Raw genomic sequence first — 17,137 nt, 5'->3', positions numbered from 1 at the left:
GCATGTCGACCACTGTCGAAGCCCCGGACCTCGACCTCGAGCGTCGGGTTGAGCCTGCCGAAACCACCGTCAACCTGCAGAACGGACTCTCCTGCTCCATCCCGTCCGACTCCCCGCTCGCCAAGCTGCTGCGCAGCAAGCGCACGTGGATCGGCCCGAGCGCGCAGGAGCGCCGCGACATCCTGCGCAGCGCGAAGTCGGTCGCGATCGTCGGCGCCTCGCCGAACCCCGCACGCTCCTCGTACTTCGTGGCGACGTACCTGCAGCAGTCGAGCGACTACGACCTCTACTTCGTGAACCCCAACGCCACCGAGATCCTCGGGCAGCCGGTGTACAAGTCGCTCGCCGACCTGCCCGTCGTGCCCGACATCGTCGACGTGTTCCGGCGCGGCAGCGACATCCCGCAGGTGATCGACGACGTGGTGGCGATCGGCGCGAAGACCATCTGGGTGCAGCTCGGCATCTGGAACGAGGAGGCCGCCTACGACGGCGAGGCGAAGGGTCTCACCGTCGTCATGGACCGCTGCATCAAGGTCGAGCACGCCCGCTTCCACGGGGGGCTGCACCTGCTGGGGTTCGACACCGGTCAGATCACCAGCCGCAAGACCGTCCGCTAGGGGCCCGCACCGCCTCAGTCCTCGGGGTAGCCGAACACCTCGTCGAGGCGCACCCCGAGCGCCCGGGCGATCTGGAAGGCCATCTCGAGCGACGGCGAGTAGCGCCCCTGCTCGATGGCGATGATCGTCTGCCGGGTGGCGCCCACGGCGCTCGCGAGCTGCGCCTGGGTGATGCCGCGCGCCGTGCGGATCGCGCGGATGTCGTTGGTGACGCGGGTGGCCTTAACCACGGAACGTCCCGCGGTACGCCGCGATCTGCGCGATCGAGCCGGCGGTGGCCCCGATCGCGCCGACCACGAAGGCCGCGTTGCCGATCCAGAAGGCGTCGAGCTCGAGCATCGCGAGCACGAGCACGGCGAGAAGCCCCGCCGCGGAGATCGACAGGGCCACCCGGCCCCCGTGCCGATCGATGTCGCGGTCGCGCTGGTCGCTGGAGGTGTCGAGCTCCTCGTGCCGGATCCCGGCGCCGATCCCGGCGACGATGGTGGCGAGGATCGTCAGCACGATCGTGCCGACGAAGTTGATGCCCATCGACCAGAGCATGGGCGCCTGCCAGCCCAGCCGGTCGACCGGGGTGGAGGCGAGCTGGGGCGCGACGACGACCAGGTAGCCGACGACCGTTGCGGGGGTCAGCACCGCGGCGATCCATGCCGTGCGCTCGCTCGTCGTCATGGGGATGCGTTCGTCGAGGTCCATGCGAGGACGGTATGTCCCGCACGTCAGAATGTCAAGAATATTTGACATTGCGGGTCGGCGGCCCTAGCGTGCGATGTCAAGAATAGTTGACACCCCATGAGGAGACCACATGACCCCGCCCACCGTCGCCCGCTCCACGGGCGCCGCCTACCTCGCCCTCGCCCTGACCGGGATGGCCGGACACCTCGTCCTCCGCGGGATGCCCGGATACGCCGAGCTCGCGCTGCTCGCCGAGCTGCTGGTCGTCGTCTCGCAGGCGCTCGCCGCGTGGGGCTTCTTCGCCCTGTTCCGACGCGACCACCCCACGGCGGCGTGGGGCGTCGCCTCGTTCGGACTCGCGAACGCGATCGTGATCCTCGGCAGCGCCGGGTTCCTCGCGGTCGCGCTCGCCGTGGGCGCCGACCCCGCGCTCGCCCCGGGGGGCGACGTCGAGGCCACGGTCGCGCTGCTCCGTGCGCTCAGCGACGCGGGCTGGCAGGCCGGCGCCGTGTTCTTCGGTCTCTGGCTCGTGCCGATGGGGGTGTTCGCGATCACGACGCGGCTGATGCCCCGCGCACTCGGCTGGGCGCTCGTCGTGGGCGGCGCCGGCTACGTGCTCGCGGCCGTGCTGGGCGTGGTCGAGGCCCTCGCGCCCGTCGCCGATGCGCTCGCCTATCTCGCGACGGTCGGGGAGCTGTGGATGATCGGATACCTGCTCACGGTGGGCATCCGGCGCACCGCGCCCGCATCCGGACCCGTCGGCGGATGAGGCGGTGCCGGGCGCGGGTTACCGCATGTTGCGGACCGCGCGCCCGGCCGCACGCATCGGGCCTAGCGTGCTGGCATGACCGCCGAATCGATCGCCCTGCCCGGACCGCTCGTCTCGACCCAGTGGCTCGCCGACCACCTCGGCCGGGACGGGCTGCTCGTGGTCGACGCGTCCGTGGCCGGCTTCACCCGGCCCGACGGGCGCCCCGGATACCTGAGCGGCCACGAGCAGTACCTGCTCGAGGGGCACGTGCCGGGCGCGGTGTTCGCCGACCTGATCGACGACTTCTCGGACCCCGACGGCGCCTACGCGTTCACCCGACCGGATGCCGAGCGCTTCGCCGCGGCGGCGGGCGCGCTCGGGGTCGGCCCCGACACGAGCGTCGTCGTCTACGACACGGCGGTGGGCCAGTGGGCGGCCCGGCTGTGGTGGCTGTTCCGCGCCTTCGGCTACGACCGCGTCGCCGTGCTCGACGGCGGGCTCACGAAGTGGCGCGCCGATGCGCGGGAGCTCGTGCTCGGCCACGTGGAGCCCGCGCCCGCGACCTTCACCGCGGTGCCGCGCGAGGAGCTGTGGGTCGACAAGGCCGAGGTCGAGGCCGTGGTGCGCGGCGAGGTCGAGGCGGCGCTCGTCTGCTCTGCGCCCCCCAAGGACTTCACCGGCGAGGTGGCCTCACGGGCGCGGGCGGGCCACATCCCCGGGTCGAGCTCGGCTCCCGCCGGGTTCCTCGTCGACCGGGAGCGCAACACGGTGCTCGACGCCGAGCAACTGCGGCAGCGTCTCGCCCCGGCGCTCGGGGCACCGCGCATCATCACCTACTGCGGCGGCGGCATCGCCGCGGCGGCGAGCGCCCTCGCCCTGACCCTCCTCGGCGAGCGCTCGGTCGCGATCTACGACGGATCGCTCAACGAGTGGGCGGCCGATCCGCACGCACCGCTCGTGACGTCGACGGAGCGGGTGCGATAGCGGCCCGAGAGCGTCACCCCCGGGACGACGCGAGCACGGCGGCGTCGGTCGTCGGGAGCCGGCACACGAAGCCCTCGCAGAGGTAGGCGGTCGCCAGGTCGTGCAGCGCGCGGCGTTCCGCGAACAGCGAGAACCCGGCGGCGGCGAGCGCCTCGGCCTGCGGACCCGTCACGAGCGCGACCGTGCGATCCGGATGCGCCCACGTGCGCGCGACCTCGGCCACCCCGCCGGCCGCGTCGACCGCGGGGAGCACCACGACGAGCTCGACCGGCGAGGCGGCGAGTCGCGCCGCCGTCGCGAGGGTCGCGCCGTACGCGATCGGGCGCTCCCGGGCGGGTGCGAGGCTCGGCGCCAGAGCGCGTTCCGCGAGCTCGCGGTAGCCGCCGCCGTCGACGAGCTCCGCGAGCCGCGCCGCGGCGTCCGCGAGCAGCGCGGCCCCGGACGGCGTCGCACCCTCGGTGCGATCCGCGTCGACCGCGATGCCGCGCGCGGCGAGCACCGGGTCGCCGCCGGAGGGCGTCGCGATCCCCTCCGCCGTCGCGCACACGTCGACGAGCGAGCGCGCGAGCGCGGCGCGGGCGGCGTCGCCGGTGGCGAGGGCGAGGCGGAGCAGGCCGCCGGCGAGCCCCCCGTAGTCCTCGAGGGTCGCCACGGCGTCCGACACCCGACCGTCGCGGCTCGCGCGGCGCAGCCTCGGGCCGTCGGGCGTCGGCACGAGGTGCACGGCGCAGACGGCGTCGGCGGCACGGGCGGCGGCGGCGATCCAGTCGGCGCGGGCGAACCGCACGCCGGCGTCGGCGAGCGCGCCGACGGCCATGCCGTTGAGCCCCGCGAGCACCTTGGCGTCGAGCGCGGGCGGCGGTTGCGTCGCCCGTCCCGCCGCGTCGAGGGCGTAGTAGCCGCCCTCGCTCCGGGCGCCGTCGACGAGGCTCTCGGAGTCCTGCGCGGATGCGAAGGCCCCGCCCGGCAGGCGGAGCACGCCGAGCAGGAATCCCGCCACGGCCTCCGCGCCGGCCGCGTCGCCGTGCGCGGTCGCGAGGTCGAGCAGCTGCGCGTTGTCGGACAGCATCCGCTCGTAGTGCGGCTCGGTCCAGTCGCGCCGAACCGCGTAGCGGAAGAAGCCGCCCTCGACGGGATCGCGCAGCGCGAGCGTGGCCGTGTAGAGACGATCGCCCAGCCGCGCGGCCGCAGCGTCGCCCCGCAGGGCGCGCCCGGCGAGGAAGCGCAGCACGGGCGCGTTCGGGAACTTGGCGTCGGCACCGAAGCCGCCGTGGTCCCGGTCCTCGAAGTCCGCGAGTTCGGCGACGGCGGCGGCGAGCTCGTCGTCGGACGGGAGCACGGCATCCGGCACCTCGGGCATCGCCGCGAGCGCCTCGGCCACCGCGGCACCCGTCGACTCGACCTCGGCGCGGCGCTCGGTCCACGCCTCGACGATCGCCTCGAGCACCTGCCGGAACGACGGCACCCCGCGCACGGGCTCCGGCGGGAAGTAGGTGCCCGCGAAGAAGGTGCGCCCCGCGGGTGTCAGGAAGACCGTGAGCGGCCAGCCGAGGTTCGGGGTGAACGCGGATGCGGCTGCCAGGAACGCGGCGTCGACGTCGGGGTGCTCCTCGCGGTCGACCTTGATCGCGACGAGGTGGTCGTCCAGGTACCCGGCGAGCTGCGGATCGGAGAACGACTCCCGCGCCATGACGTGGCACCAGTGGCAGGTGGCGTAGCCGATCGAGACGAGCACCGGCACGTCGCGCCGCGCCGCCTCGGCGAACGCGTCGGGACCCCACGGCCACCAGTCGACGGGGTTGTCGGCGTGCGAGCGCAGGTAGGGGCTGATCGCCTCGCGCAGCCGGTCCGCCATCCCGCCAGCCTACGACGCCCCCTCGCACCCTTCCGAGGCCGGGCGGTTCCTTCTTGTCCACATATGTCCATATTCTGTAGCCATACGACTCAGTTCTTGCTAGGAAGAGGTCACGGTGCATCCGCACCCCTCCCCGGAAGGAACAGAATGACGACACTCACCCCCAGCCCCGTCCTCGCGACGGGGGTCCGCATCGACACCCTCGTGCGCGCGGCCGCCGGTCGCGCCTCGGGAGCGCTCGCCGCCCGCGCCGATCGTCCGGCCGTCACCAACGAGGTGGCCCCGCTCATCCTGGTGGCGGTCATCGCGGTCGCCGCCGCGCTGGCGCTCATCGCCATCATCGGCGCCGTCGCGACCTGGATCTACTACTGCCAGGCCTACTTCGGGCCCAACTTCTGGCCGGCGGTCAGCTGGCCCGGCCAGAGCGGCGGGCTCTTCTACCTGGCCTGCAAGCGGGTCTGACGCCGTGACCGTGCTGCTCGACGCCGAGAGGATCTCGCTCACCCGGGGATCCCGCCGGGTGCTGCAGCCGGTCGACCTGCGGGTCCGCGCGGGGCGGTCGCACGCCCTGCTCGGACCCAACGGCGCCGGCAAGACGACGACCCTCGGGATCCTCACCGGACTCCTCCCTCCCACGACCGGCCGCGTCGAGGTCGACGGGCTCGATCTGCGCGAACCCGCCGCGCGCGCCCTCGTCGGCTACGCCCCCGACGATCTCCCCCTCCCCGCGGCGCTCACGGGAGCCGAGTACCTCACGCTGCACGACCGCCTGCGGCGTCGCGACGACCGCGCACGCGCCGCCGAGCTGTGCGCGCTCCTCGGCATCCGCGACAGCCTGGCGCGGCAGATCTCGGAGTACTCGCACGGCATGCGCCGCAAGCTGCAGTTCGTGGCCGCGGTCGTGCACGATCCGCTCGTGCTGATCCTCGACGAGCCGTACCGGGGACTCGATCCGCGGGCCGCCGCGTTCGTGCGGCGCTACCTCGACGGCTTCACCGCCTCGGGCCGCGCCGTGGTCGTCGCCACCCACGACCTGTCCCGGGCGGAACGCGACAGCGCGTGGGTCTGGCTGATCGACGCGGGAGCCGTCGTCGCGCAGGGCACCCCGGATGCGGTGCGGCGCCAGGCGGGCGCCGACGATCTCGAGGCGGCCTTCGCGCACCTCACCGGCGGCGCCATCGACCACGAGGCCGAGCAGCGGCTGCTCGCCACCCTGCCCGCCACCACGGCCGCGCGGGAGGTGCGCCCGTGATCCGCACCGTCGTCGCATCGGCGCTCGCCGCACTCGCGACCGGGGTGTTCGGGCTCATCGTCGCGTGCATCGCCTGTCTCGGGATCGCCTTCGCGACCCGCGGCCGCGCCGATCTGCCCGGGGTGTTCCACGCGGAGTTCGCCGTCGTCGACGGCGCCCCCCAGCTGGGCTTCCTGCCGGATGCCGCCGGGATCACGATCACCCTCGCCATCTGGACGGCGCTCGGCGCGCTCCTCGGCTGTTTCGTCGCACGCACGCGATCGCGGGGCCGCCGTGCCGACGGTTGAGGCGCCGTCGCCCGCGCGGGCCATCGCCGGCGCCTCCTGGATCGGCTGGCGACGGCACACGGCCGGCTCGCTCGGAACGAGCACGCGCGGCGTCGACCTCGGCGTGGCGGTGGCCGTGGTGCTGTGCGCCGGGCTCGCCGCGCTCGTCTCGGTCGTCGTCGTGGGCGCGCTCGCGGGCGCCCCGACGCTCGGTCCGGACGCCGATCTGCGCCCTCTCACGCGCGTCACGGCGGCGGGCGCGCTCCTCGGCGGGGCGATCCCCCAGCTGCTGCTGGCCGCCACCCGTCCGCGCGGCAGCGCCCTCGGCGATCTCGTCGCCGTGCTGCCGGTCGGGCCCGCCGCACGCGGAGTCGGCGAGCGGCTGCCCGCCCTGCTCCTCGGCACGGCGTTCGCGGTGGTGCTCGCCTCGCCCCTGGGGGTGTTCCTGGCGCTGCTCCTGCGCGATCGCCCCGGGCGCGCCGTCGCGGCGATCGCCGTGCACCTGGTGCTGCTGCTGCTGACCGCGCTCGCGATCCCGGCCCTCTTCGAGCTGCTGTACGGCGCGGCGTGCCGGGTGCAGCTGCCGCACGCCTACGCGGTCGGCGCCGCGGCGGTGCTGCTCCTCGGCGCGACGGTCGCCCTCGCGCTCCCCGCGCTCCTGCCCGATCCCCGCCCGCCCTCGGGCGTCGGAGCGCTGTCGCCGATGGAGGCGGCCGCGGTGCTCTCGGCCGGCGACGACCCCGCCGCGCTCCTCGTCGCCGCCGCGGTGCTGCTCGTCACCGCCGCGGTCGTCGGCGCCCTGGTCGCGCTCGTGCTGCGGCATCCGCCGCGCGCCGTCCCGACCGAGGTGACCCGCGTGCTCGTCGGCCTCCCGCTGCCGCGCGGCGCACGCGCGGGCGCGATCGCCGTCCACGCCCTGCAGCTCGTGCGACTGCCGCAGTTCCTGCTGCTCGGCATCGCGCCCGTGCTGCTGGCGCTCGCGCTCGTCACGCCCGGGGCCCACGACGCGGCGATCATCACCGAACCCCTCACGGGGATCCCGCTCGTCGCGCCGTTCTCGATCGCGATGTTCGCCTTCGGCCTCACCCACGGCAGCTCCTGGTGGGTGCGGTCGACGGGCCGCGACGGCCGGACGATCGCGGGTGAGGGGCTCGTCGCCGGCCTCCTCGCGGCCGCCCCGACGAGTCTGCTGTCGGCGGCGATCCTCGCGGGGTCGGGCACGATCGCCCTCGACACGGCGGCCGGTCGGCTCGGCCTCGGCGTGGTGCTGGGGCTCGCGGCCGCGACGGGCGGCGTCCTCGCGCCCTGGTCCGCGGCGAGCCCCCTCGCGACGACGATCACGAGCGCGGTGGCCCTGCTCCTGTTCGCCGTCGCCGTGCTGCCGCTCCAGCTGGCGGCCGGGACCTGGGCGCCCGGGGCCGAGGCGGCCGCCGCCGCGGTCTCCGGTGCCGTGCTGCTCGCGATCTGGACGGCCGCCGCGGCGCGGCCCCGGGTCGACGACCTCGCGATCGGGTGACCGTGGAGTTCGTCGAGCTGCCACCGGGGGTGCGGCCCGCGATCCGCGTCGCCACGCGCGCGCTGCTGCGCAGCTGCGGGCCGCCGCTCGCGGCGCTCGTGGCGGTCGGTGCGGTCGCGGCTGGGCTGGGCATGCCGGTCGCCGCCCACGGCGTCGCCGTGCTGCTCATCGTGCTGCTCGCGGTGCCCCTGCACGAGCTCGGTCACCTCACGGCGTACCGGATGATCGCGCCCCGTGCGCCGGCGCACCTCGCGAGCGGCGTGGTCCACGCGGCGCTGCGCCGCGAACCCCTGCCCCGGCGTCGGGACCGTCAGGTGACCCTCGCCGGTCCCCTCGCGCCGCTCCTGCTCGTCGTCGCCGCCGCGCCAGCCTGCGCCGTGGCGCCGGCGGAGTTCCTCGCCGCGATCGCCGTGGCCGTGGCGCACGCGCTGGGGCTCGTCCTGCCGACCGCCGACCGCCGCGCCTGGCGGGCGGCGGCGCCACCGCGGTCGCCGACGCGCGGCACCGGCCCTACACTCGGCGCATGACCACGGTGCACGTGACGTACATCGGCGGCCCGACGGCTCTCGTCGAGTACGCGGGACTGCGCATCCTGCTCGACCCGACCTTCGACGAACCCGGGTACTACGACGACGACGAGCTCACGAAGACCGCCGGGCCCGGGCTCCCCGCATCCGCCGTGCAGCAGGTGGAGCTGGTGCTGCTCTCGCACCACGGGCACGCCGACAACTTCGACACCTCGGGTCGCGAGCTCGCGCTGCGCGCCCCGCTCGTGCTGTCGCTTCCCGAGGCCGAGGCCGAGCTCGGCGCGCCCGTCGTGGGGCTGGCACCCTGGCAGCGGCACGAGGTCGGCGAAGTGGTCGTGACGGCGCTCCCGGGTCGGCACGGACCCCGCGCCCTCGCGTCACGGATCGGCCCGGTCACCGGATTCCATCTCGCGGCCCCCGGCGAGCCCTCCCTCTACGTGTCGGGCGACAACTCCTCGATCGCCCTCGTCCGCGAGCACGCCGAACGCCTCGGTCCGGTGGATCTCGCCATCCTGTTCGCGGGTGCCGCGCGGGTGGCGCCGCTGCCGTTCGCGCTCACCCTGACCTCCGAGAAGGCGGCGCACGCCGCCGAGATCCTCGGGGCTCGCCGCGTGGTCGGCCTCCACGTCGAGGACTGGGAGCACTTCTCGGAGAGCCGCGCCGACCTCGAGATGGCGTTCGCCGACGCCGGACTCGACGCCCTGCTCGTCGACACGCCCCGCGGGGAGCGCGTCGCGATCGAGCTCTAGAAAGTGGCGGTCTCGGGGTCCGCGCCGACGCGCATCCCGCGATCGAGCGCATCGATCGCCGCGACCTCCTCGGGGGCGAGCTCGAAGTCGAAGACGGCGAAGTTGGTCGCCATGCGCTCCTTCGAGGTCGTCTTCGGGAAGACGACGATGCCCTGCTGCAGGTGCCAGCGGATGACGACCTGCGCCGGAGTCACCCCGTGCGCGGCCGCCGCCTCCGCGACGGCCGGCTCGTCGAACAGCTCGTACTTGCCCTGGCCGAGCGGCCCCCACGCCTCCGTGCGGATGCCGAGCGGCTCGCTGAACCCCCGCAGCTCGCGCTGGGCGAAGGCCGGGTGCAGCTCGACCTGGTCGACCGCCGGCACCGTGCCGGATTCGGCGATGATCCGCTCGAGGTGCGGGCGGTGGAAGTTGGAGACGCCGATCGAGCGAGTCCGTCCGTCGGCGCGCATCTGCTCGAGCGCGAGCCAGCTCTCGACATAGCGGTCGAGGTCGGGGCGCGGCCAGTGGATGAGGTACAGGTCGACGTGGTCGAGGCCGAGCTTCTCGAGGCTCAGGTCGATCGCGTCGAAGGCCGACTGCGTCCCCTGGTCCGAGTTCCACAGCTTCGTCGTGATGAACAGCTCGTCGCGCGGGATGCCCGACTTCTCGATCGCCCGGCCGACGCCGATCTCGTTGCCGTAGACCGCCGCCGTGTCGATGTGCCGGTAGCCCACCTCGAGCGCCTCGGAGACGACGCGCTCCGCCTCGTCGGGGTCCACCTTGAACACCCCGAATCCGAGCTGAGGGATGCTGTGGCCGTCGTTGAGCGCGAGCTGGGGAACCGTCATGCGATCCATCCTGGCATCCGACGCGGACCTCCCGCCGGGGCGCAGTAGCCTGGAGGGCTGATGTCCGAAGCCCCGACCCCCACGATCGTCTACCCGCCCGAGCTGCCGGTCAGCCAGGCGCGCGACGAGCTCGCGCGCGCCATCCGGGAGCACCAGGTCGTGGTCGTCGCGGGCGCGACCGGCTCGGGCAAGACGACCCAGCTGCCGAAGATCTGCCTCGAGCTGGGACGCGAGCGGATCGGGCACACCCAGCCCCGCCGGATCGCGGCGCGCTCGATCGCGGAGCGCATCGCATCCGAGCTGGGCGTCGAGCTGGGTACCGCGGTGGGCTACCAGGTGCGTTTCGACGACCGCACGAAGTCGGACACCGCGATCAAGCTGATGACCGACGGCGTGCTGCTCGCCGAGCTGTCGCGCGATCGCGAGCTGAAGGCATACGACACGATCATCATCGACGAGGCCCACGAGCGCTCGCTCACGATCGACTTCCTCATCGGCTACCTGACGCGCCTGCTGCCGCGGCGCCCCGATCTCAAGGTGATCGTCACCTCGGCCACGATCGACCCGCAGAGCTTCGCGCGTCACTTCTCGGCCGCGATCGGCGCCGAGGTGCCGGTGATCGAGGTGTCGGGCCGCACCTACCCCGTCGAGGTGCGCTACCGCCCGCTCGTCGCGGAGGCCGGCCCTGGCGACGACGACGACGCGGATGACGAGGGCGCCGCCGCCTCGGATCGCGACGTCGCGCAGGGCATCGTCGACGCGCTCGCCGAGCTCGAACGCGAGGAGCCGGGCGACGTGCTGGTGTTCCTGTCGGGCGAGTCGGAGATCCGGGATGCCGCCGACGTGGTGCGCGGGCGCTTCCCCCGCGACGAGGTGGTGCCGCTCTACGGCCGGCTGTCGGCGGCCGAGCAGCACCGGGTGTTCGACACGCGGCGGGCGCCGGGCGTCCGGCGCCGCATCGTGATCGCCACCAACGTCGCCGAGACGAGCATCACCGTGCCCGGCATCCGGTACGTCGTCGACGCCGGCACCGCGCGCATCAGCCGCTACTCGCCCCGCGCCAAAGTGCAGCGGCTGCCGATCGAGGCGATCAGCCAGGCGTCGGCGAACCAGCGTTCGGGGCGCGCGGGGCGCACCTCGGAGGGCATCGCCATCCGCCTGTACTCCGAGGACGACTTCACGCGCCGCCCCGAGTTCACCGACCCGGAGATCCTGCGCACGGGGCTCGCGGCCGTGATCCTGCAGATGCTCGAGCTGCGGCTCGGCGACATCCGCGCGTTCCCGTTCCTCACCCCGCCCGACGCCCGCGGCATCGCCGACGGCCTCGATCTGCTGCGCGAACTGCAGGCGGTCGACGCCGACGACCGCATCACGCGGGTCGGGCGCGACCTCGCACGGCTGCCCGTCGACCCGAGGTTCGGGCGGATGCTCGTCGAGGCCGGCCGGCAGGGGGTCGTGCGCGAGGTGGCTGCGATCGTCGCCGGGCTCTCGATCCAGGACCCGCGCGAGCGGCCGCTCGAGAAGCGCCCGCAGGCGGATGCCGCCCACGCGCGGTTCCGCGACCCGGGCTCCGACTTCGTCTCGCTGCTGAACCTCTGGAACCACCTCGAGGATCAGCAGCAGGAGCGCTCCGGCAGTGCGTTCCGCCGCATGTGCAAGGCGGAGTACCTGAACTACCTGCGGGTGCGGGAGTGGCAGGACCTGTACCGGCAGCTCGTCAGGGCGGCGAAGTCGGTGGGTCTGAAGCCGGGCGAACGCTCGGTGGACGCCGACGCCGTCCACCGTTCGGTCCTCGCCGGGCTGCTCTCCCGCCTCGGCCTGCGCGACGCCGACAAGAAGGACTACCTCGGCTCGCGGGGTCAGCGCTTCGTGATCTTCCCGGGATCGGGCCTCGCCAAGAAGCAGCCCAACGCCGTGATGGCCGCCGAGCTCGTCGAGACCTCGCGGCTGTTCGCGCGCACCGTCGCCGCGGTCGACCCCGCCTGGGCCGAAGCGCTCGCGGGCGATCTCGCCAAGCGCTCGTACTCCGAACCCCACTGGTCGAGCAAGCAGGGCGCGGCGCTCGTCTGGGAGAAGGTCACGCTCTACGGACTGCCGATCGTGCCGCGCCGGCGCGCCCAGCTCGCCCGCATCGACGCGCCGCTCGCGCGCGAGCTGTTCCTGCGGCATGCCCTCGTCGAGGGCGACTGGCCGCACGAGCTGCAGCGCTCGAGTCTGCTCGGCTTCGACCGCGCCAACGAGGCGCTCCGTCGCGAACTCGCCGAGGTCGAGGAGCGCACCCGGCGGCGGGACATCCTGACCGGCGACGAGGCGGTGTTCGCGTTCTACGACGCACGCATCCCGGACGACGTCACCGACTCGCGCCGCTTCGCGAGCTGGTGGAAGCGCACGAAGGCCGAGCACCCGGAGCTCCTCACGATGCGCCGTGAGGATCTGCTCGAGGACGACGCCGGCGACGCCGCCGGGTTCCCCGACGAGTGGCTGCAGGGCGACACCGCGTTCCGGCTGCGCTACCGCTTCGAACCCGGCGCCGACGACGACGGCGTGACGGTCGTCATCCCTGTCGCGGTGCTGCCTCGGGTGCAGGACCGCGGCTTCGACTGGCTCGTGCCGGGGTTGCGCGAGGAGCTCGTGACCGCGCTCATCAAGGCGCTGCCGAAGGCCATCCGCCGCCACGTCGTTCCGGCCGGGGACTGGGCGAGGCGCCTGCTCGGCGAACTGCCGGTGCGCTCGGATGCCCCGGTGGGCGAGGCGCTCGCCTCGGCCGTCCGCGCCGCAGCGCACGTGCCGGTGGCGGCATCCGACATCGAATGGGAGCGGGTGCCCGCACATCTGCGCATGCGCTTCGAGGCGGTCGACGCGCGCGGTCGGGTGCTCGGCGCCTCCCGCGATCTCGCCGCGCTGCAGGGTCGGCTCGCCGAGCGGGCGCGCACGGATGTCGCGGTCGCCACCGCGCGGGTCGTGCCGGGGCGCGAACTGGAGCGCTCCGGCCTCACCTCGTGGGATCTCGACGCCCTGCCCGAGACGGTGGTCGCGACGCAGGCGGGTGCCTCCGTGGTGGGCTACCCCGCGCTCGTCGACGAGGGCGCCTCCGTCGCGGTGCGGGTCTTCACGGGGCGCCCCGAGGCGGATGCCGCCCACGCGCGCGGTGTGCGGCGCCTGGTGGCGCTCGCCCTGCCGAGCCCGCTCGGCTACGTGCAGGAGCAGCTGACGACGGCGGAGAAGCTCGTGCTGGCGACCGCGCCCTACCCCTCGACGAAGGCGCTGCTCGACGACGTGCTCCTCGCGGTCGTCGACGAGCTCGCCGGGGATGCGGCCCCGCGCGACCGCGCCGGTTTCGACGCGCTCCGCGACCGCGTGTCGGCGGGACTCATGGACGCGCTGTTCCGCGCCGCCGGGACGACCGCGCGCGTGCTGACCGCGGCGAAGGAGGCCGACAAGGCGATCTCGTCGGCCTCGAGCCTCGCCTTCATGGCCCCGCTCGCCGACGCGCGCGCCCAGCTCGAGGCGCTCGTGCATCCGGGGTTCGTGCGGGTGACGGGGATCGCGCAGCTCACGCGGGTGCCGGTGTACCTGGCGGGCATCCGGTTCCGGGCCGAGAAGCTGGCCGACAACCCCGGACGCGACCGCGCCTGGCAGACCCAGGTGGAGGAAGCGGTCGGCCTCTACCGGGCGGCGGGAGGCGAGCTCCCCCTGACGACCACGACCCCCGCGCGGCTGGTTCCGGTGCGCTGGATGCTCGAGGAGCTGCGGCTGTCGCTCTTCGCCCAGCAGCTCGGCGCCGCGGGACCCGTCTCGGTGCAGCGCGTGCGCAAGGCGCTCGCCGGAGCCTAGGCGGCGAGCTCGAGCGCCAGGCGGCGGCGCGCCCGGTGCAGCTGGGTCTTCACGGTGCCCGTGGTGACGCCGAGCTCGCGGGCCACCTGCTCGACGCTGCACCCGGCCAGGAACCGGAGGGCGCACACCTCCCGCTGCCGCTCGGGCAGGGCTGCGAGCGCGGTCCGGATGTCGAGCAGCTCGCCCGACCCGCCCGCGCCCGGGTCGTCGCGATGCGTCTCGAGCCAGCGTCCGAGCGCCCGCCGCTCGCTCGCGAGCGAGCGCTGACGGTCGCGCGCGAGGTTGCGGGCGACGACGGTGATCCATCCGGCGAGGTTGTCGACGGATGCCGGAGGCGCGGCGAGGTAGCGGGCGAGCGCGTCCTGCACCGCGTCCTCGGCGAGTCCCGGATCGCGGGTGGTGCGGGTGACGGCGGCGACCGTCGCCCTCCACTCGGTGCGCAGGAAGGCGTCCAGTTCGGGTGAGACGCGGGTCATGACCGCATCGTGCCGCAGCTGTCTCCCGGCGGCCAGGGCGCAAGCGGCCAGTGGCCGCAAGTTGCCAAACGTCAGTGCTCGCGCGCCCAGGCGACACCGAGCGCGAAGCGCGATTCGGCCCCCAACTCCTCGGCCGCCTCGGCGACCCGTCGGCGCACGGTGCGCATCGAGAGGTCGAGGGCGACCGCGATCTCGCCGTCGGAGAGCCCCTGGGCCAGCAGCTCGAGCACCGGCTCCCATCCGGGCTGCTCCCCCGGCAGCGGCCGGGCGGCGCTCCACAGGCTCTCCGCATAGGAGGCGATGGGCTCCACGATCGCCGGATCCCGCACGAGCAGCAGGCTCGTCGGCGCCGGCTCGCCCCAGTGCACGGGCAGCGCGGCCAGCACGCCCGCGTCGGCATAGAACCAACCGGGGACCTCGGGCAGCGAGCGCACCTCGGCGCCGAGGGCCCGCATCCCCTGGATCGCCTCCCGCGTCGCGGGCTCCGCGAGCGCGGCGCTGCGCACGATCGCGCGGGTGTCGAACCCCAGTCGCGCACGGTGGGCCGAGAGATCGTCGCCGCCCGCGATCACCACCGAGGCGAGCAGCGGCAGCTCCGGGAAGACGGCGATCGGCCGGCGCGGCGGCGCCTCGGTCATGAGCCGCATCCACAGCTGCCACTGGCCCTCGGGTCCGTGCACGACCTCGGACGCCGGGCGCGGCGCGACGCCCTGCGCGCCGATCCGCGCGTCGGCCACCAGATGCGGCACGAGCTGCCACAGCTGCCGGTTCACGTCGAGCTCGGACCGCTGACGCTCGAGCGACTCCGCGGCGAGCGCCGCGAGCACGACCTCGGGGTCGGCGAGCCGCACGGCGTCGCCGTCGAAGCTCAGGAAACCCCGGTCCTCCAGCTGGGCGAGCGCCGCCTCGAGCTCCGTCTCCCCGCGGTGCACGACCCCCGGCAGCTCGGCGCGCGTCGCGGGTCGCGCGCGCAGGAGCGCGGCGAGCACGGCATACGCATCCGGATCGGGCGTCCTCTCTGTCACGCGCCCATCCTGCCCGACGGCGGGTCCGCTCAGGCCGACTGGATGCGGTTCAGCTGCGCGTAGCGCCCGCCCGCGGCGACCAGCTCGTCGTGCGTGCCGATCTCGGCGATCCGCCCGTGGTCGAGCACGACGATGCGCGACGCGGAGCGGATCGTGGAGAGCCGATGCGCGACGACGAGCGTCGTGCGATCGCGCATGAGGGTGTCGAGCGCCTGCTTCACCTTCTGCTCGCTCTCGGAGTCGAGCGCGCTCGTGGCCTCGTCGAGCAGCAGGATGCGGGGGTCGCGCACGAGGGCGCGCGCGATCGCGATGCGCTGCCGCTGACCGCCCGACAGGCGCGCCCCGCGCTCGCCGACCACGGTGTCCCATCCGTCGGGGAGCGCCTCGACGATCTCGAGGGCGTGGGCGTCGCGGAGCGCGGCCCGCACGCGCTCGTCGTCGACGTCGTCGAGCCCGTAGGCGACGTTCTCGCGGATGCTGCCCTCGAACAGCACCGACTCCTGCGGCACGACCGAGACGAAGCGGCGCACCGAGCGCAGGTCGAGCCGCTCCATGTCGCGGTCGTCGAGCAGGATGCGGCCCTCGCTCGGCCGGAGGAACCCGAGCACGAGGTTGAGCATGGTCGACTTGCCGGAGCCCGACGGTCCGACGAAGGCGATCGTCTCGCCCTCGGCGACGTCGAGGTCGATGCCGTCGAGCGCGCCGGCGTCGCCCCCCGGGTAGCGGAAGCCCACCCCCTCGAGACGGATGCGGCCCTCGACCGCGGCGACCTCGTCCTTGCCCTCGTTCCGCTCGACGTCGGGCTCCTCCATGACCTCGGCGATCGAGCGCACCGACTCCAGACCCTTGGCCAGCAGCGGCACCATCGACACCAGCTGGGTGATGGCCCCGGTGAGGATCGAGAAGTACGAGCCGAGCAGCACGACCTCGCCCGCGGTGATCGGCAGCCACCCCGAGATCGCGGCGAGCGCGGCGAGCACGAGGCAGGCGATGCCGAGCAGCTGGAACGAGATCCAGGTGGCGGCGCCGAAGCGGCCGTTGAGCATGTCGAGCGTGATGCCGGCGTCGCGCACCCCCTCCGCGCTGCGCGCCACCCGCTCGTGGGCGACGTGCTCGAGCCCGTGCGCGCGGGTGATCGGGATGAGGGTGGCCATCTCGCCGACCCGGCTCGAGAAGCGCTCGACCTCGCGCCGGAAGTCCTCGTTGCGACGCGCCGAGCGGCGCCGCATCGCGAGCGTGAGGGCGGCCGCGATCGGCACCGTCAGCAGGTAGACGACGAGGAACTGCGGCACCGCGATGGCGGTCATCGTGATGGCGCCCGCGAGCGAGAACACCGCCGAGAGGGCGGGCGGACCCGCCTGCTGGAACAGCAGCTCGACGTTCTCGACGTCGCGCACCACCTTGGTCTGGATGACGGCCGCCGACGACCGGGAGTGGAAGCCGATCGAGAGGCTCTGCAGCCGTGCCGCGAGGCGGTTGCGCAGCTGCGCCCCGAGCGCGCGGCTGGTGCCGAAGAACAAGCGCACGAAGAGCACGTGCATGGGGTAGTTGAGCGACAGCAGCGCCACGGCCCCGGCTGCCACCCAGGCGAGCCGGATGGCGGGGCCGCCCGCCACGACGACGTCGATCACGGTCGCCGTGATGACGGGCAGCAGCCACAGCGGGCTGTCCTTGATGCCGAACGCGAGCACCGCCACGCCGAGGCGTCCGCGGAACGGGCGCAGCATCCGGGCGAGGCTGCGCACCGGCCGGTCGGCGTCGACGACGGCGATCGAGGTGGTGG

The 17,137-nt window shown here is 74.2% G+C and carries 17 protein-coding genes; 10 read left to right on the top strand and 7 right to left on the bottom strand.

What is annotated here, in order from left to right; translation table 11 throughout:
* Window positions 1–2: 2 nt before the first annotated feature.
* Window positions 3–617 carry a CoA-binding protein gene (locus NUH29_RS11695; RefSeq protein WP_258799348.1) on the top strand — a complete coding sequence of 205 codons (615 nt, stop codon included), beginning with the start codon at window positions 3–5 and terminating at the stop codon, window positions 615–617.
* A gap of 14 nt (window positions 618–631) precedes the next feature.
* Here the strand turns inward: NUH29_RS11695 and NUH29_RS11690 are convergent, their stop codons facing one another.
* Together NUH29_RS11690 and NUH29_RS11685 are read right to left on the bottom strand one after the other, a co-directional pair.
* A complete protein-coding gene (locus NUH29_RS11690) occupies window positions 632–847 on the bottom strand; it encodes a helix-turn-helix transcriptional regulator (protein WP_258799347.1) in 216 nt (71 codons plus the stop codon).
* Window positions 840–1,313, bottom strand: coding sequence for a hypothetical protein (locus NUH29_RS11685; protein WP_258799346.1), 474 nt, complete (start codon window positions 1,311–1,313; stop codon window positions 840–842). Before NUH29_RS11685 ends, NUH29_RS11690 begins: the two co-directional genes overlap by 8 nt.
* 109 nt (window positions 1,314–1,422) lie before the next feature.
* On the opposite strand from NUH29_RS11685, the gene NUH29_RS11680 reads away from it, so the two are divergent.
* Together NUH29_RS11680 and NUH29_RS11675 are read left to right on the top strand one after the other, a co-directional pair.
* Complete coding sequence (locus tag NUH29_RS11680) at window positions 1,423–2,061, top strand: DUF4386 domain-containing protein (protein WP_258799345.1); 639 nt, start codon at window positions 1,423–1,425, stop codon at window positions 2,059–2,061.
* Between the two features lie 75 nt (window positions 2,062–2,136).
* The gene (locus tag NUH29_RS11675; protein ID WP_258799344.1) at window positions 2,137–3,027 is read left to right on the top strand and encodes a sulfurtransferase; all 891 of its coding nucleotides are present in this window, start codon (window positions 2,137–2,139) and stop codon (window positions 3,025–3,027) included.
* A 13-nt stretch (window positions 3,028–3,040) separates the two neighbouring features.
* On the opposite strand, the gene NUH29_RS11670 is transcribed toward NUH29_RS11675, so the two are convergent.
* A complete protein-coding gene (locus tag NUH29_RS11670; RefSeq protein WP_258799343.1) occupies window positions 3,041–4,882 on the bottom strand; it encodes a thioredoxin domain-containing protein in 1,842 nt (613 codons plus the stop codon).
* A gap of 147 nt (window positions 4,883–5,029) precedes the next feature.
* Here NUH29_RS11670 and NUH29_RS11665 point away from each other — a divergent pair, with 147 nt between their 5' ends.
* The 6 genes from NUH29_RS11665 to NUH29_RS11640 are packed head-to-tail and all read left to right on the top strand — an operon-like array spanning window position 5,030 to window position 9,192.
* On the top strand, window positions 5,030–5,344 hold the full coding sequence (locus NUH29_RS11665) for a hypothetical protein (protein WP_258799341.1): 315 nt from the start codon (window positions 5,030–5,032) through the stop codon (window positions 5,342–5,344).
* Window positions 5,345–5,348: 4 nt separating this feature from the next.
* A complete protein-coding gene (locus tag NUH29_RS11660) occupies window positions 5,349–6,134 on the top strand; it encodes an ABC transporter ATP-binding protein (protein WP_258799340.1) in 786 nt (261 codons plus the stop codon).
* Entirely contained in the window at window positions 6,131–6,421 is a 291-nt protein-coding gene (locus NUH29_RS11655; RefSeq protein ID WP_258799339.1) for a hypothetical protein, read from the top strand. Before NUH29_RS11660 ends, NUH29_RS11655 begins: the two co-directional genes overlap by 4 nt.
* Complete coding sequence (locus NUH29_RS11650) at window positions 6,408–7,916, top strand: amino acid adenylation domain-containing protein (protein WP_258799338.1); 1,509 nt, start codon at window positions 6,408–6,410, stop codon at window positions 7,914–7,916. The genes NUH29_RS11655 and NUH29_RS11650 overlap by 14 nt, the downstream gene beginning before the upstream one ends.
* Before the next feature lie 2 nt (window positions 7,917–7,918).
* A complete protein-coding gene (locus NUH29_RS11645; RefSeq protein WP_258799337.1) occupies window positions 7,919–8,443 on the top strand; it encodes a hypothetical protein in 525 nt (174 codons plus the stop codon).
* Complete coding sequence (locus NUH29_RS11640) at window positions 8,440–9,192, top strand: MBL fold metallo-hydrolase (protein ID WP_258799336.1); 753 nt, start codon at window positions 8,440–8,442, stop codon at window positions 9,190–9,192. The genes NUH29_RS11645 and NUH29_RS11640 overlap by 4 nt, the downstream gene beginning before the upstream one ends.
* Here NUH29_RS11640 and NUH29_RS11635 read toward each other — a convergent pair.
* Window positions 9,189–10,019 (bottom strand): aldo/keto reductase, encoded by an 831-nt coding sequence (locus NUH29_RS11635; protein WP_258799335.1) that lies wholly within the window; start codon window positions 10,017–10,019, stop codon window positions 9,189–9,191. The genes NUH29_RS11640 and NUH29_RS11635 overlap by 4 nt on opposite strands.
* Window positions 10,020–10,079: 60 nt before the next feature.
* On the opposite strand from NUH29_RS11635, the gene hrpA reads away from it, so the two are divergent.
* Complete coding sequence (hrpA, locus tag NUH29_RS11630) at window positions 10,080–13,853, top strand: ATP-dependent RNA helicase HrpA (protein ID WP_258799334.1); 3,774 nt, start codon at window positions 10,080–10,082, stop codon at window positions 13,851–13,853.
* Here hrpA and NUH29_RS11625 read toward each other — a convergent pair.
* The 3 genes from NUH29_RS11625 to NUH29_RS11615 form a co-directional block, all read right to left on the bottom strand.
* Window positions 13,850–14,329, bottom strand: a complete 480-nt coding sequence (locus NUH29_RS11625) for an RNA polymerase sigma factor (protein WP_258799333.1) — start codon at window positions 14,327–14,329, stop codon at window positions 13,850–13,852. The two genes, hrpA and NUH29_RS11625, sit on opposite strands and share 4 nt — an antisense overlap.
* Before the next feature lie 71 nt (window positions 14,330–14,400).
* Window positions 14,401–15,354 (bottom strand): LuxR C-terminal-related transcriptional regulator, encoded by a 954-nt coding sequence (locus tag NUH29_RS11620; RefSeq protein ID WP_258799332.1) that lies wholly within the window; start codon window positions 15,352–15,354, stop codon window positions 14,401–14,403.
* 29 nt (window positions 15,355–15,383) lie between these two features.
* On the bottom strand, window positions 15,384–17,081 hold the full coding sequence (locus NUH29_RS11615) for an ABC transporter ATP-binding protein (RefSeq protein WP_258799921.1): 1,698 nt from the start codon (window positions 17,079–17,081) through the stop codon (window positions 15,384–15,386).
* Between the last annotated feature and the right edge of the window lie 56 nt (window positions 17,082–17,137).

Origin of the sequence: Protaetiibacter mangrovi, from assembly GCF_024752305.1 — a bacterium.
In the GTDB taxonomy this organism is placed as follows: domain Bacteria; phylum Actinomycetota; class Actinomycetes; order Actinomycetales; family Microbacteriaceae; genus Homoserinibacter; species Homoserinibacter mangrovi.
Note: the sequence above shows the minus strand (reverse complement) of the source record. Positions and strands in the feature narration are given on the sequence as shown.

What these genes read in the sequence shown, in the direction of transcription:
- NUH29_RS11695 (WP_258799348.1), top strand. Translation starts at nt 3, where the DNA reads ATGTCGACCACTGTCGAAGCCCCGGACCTCGACCTCGAGCGTCGGGTT.
- NUH29_RS11685 (WP_258799346.1), bottom strand. Translation starts at nt 1,313, where the DNA reads ATGGACCTCGACGAACGCATCCCCATGACGACGAGCGAGCGCACGGCA.
- NUH29_RS11680 (WP_258799345.1), top strand. Translation starts at nt 1,423, where the DNA reads ATGACCCCGCCCACCGTCGCCCGCTCCACGGGCGCCGCCTACCTCGCC.
- NUH29_RS11675 (WP_258799344.1), top strand. Translation starts at nt 2,137, where the DNA reads ATGACCGCCGAATCGATCGCCCTGCCCGGACCGCTCGTCTCGACCCAG.
- NUH29_RS11670 (WP_258799343.1), bottom strand. Translation starts at nt 4,882, where the DNA reads ATGGCGGACCGGCTGCGCGAGGCGATCAGCCCCTACCTGCGCTCGCAC.
- NUH29_RS11665 (WP_258799341.1), top strand. Translation starts at nt 5,030, where the DNA reads ATGACGACACTCACCCCCAGCCCCGTCCTCGCGACGGGGGTCCGCATC.
- NUH29_RS11640 (WP_258799336.1), top strand. Translation starts at nt 8,440, where the DNA reads ATGACCACGGTGCACGTGACGTACATCGGCGGCCCGACGGCTCTCGTC.
- NUH29_RS11635 (WP_258799335.1), bottom strand. Translation starts at nt 10,019, where the DNA reads ATGACGGTTCCCCAGCTCGCGCTCAACGACGGCCACAGCATCCCTCAG.
- hrpA (WP_258799334.1), top strand. Translation starts at nt 10,080, where the DNA reads ATGTCCGAAGCCCCGACCCCCACGATCGTCTACCCGCCCGAGCTGCCG.
- NUH29_RS11625 (WP_258799333.1), bottom strand. Translation starts at nt 14,329, where the DNA reads ATGACCCGCGTCTCACCCGAACTGGACGCCTTCCTGCGCACCGAGTGG.
- NUH29_RS11615 (WP_258799921.1), bottom strand. Translation starts at nt 17,081, where the DNA reads ATGCTGCGCCCGTTCCGCGGACGCCTCGGCGTGGCGGTGCTCGCGTTC.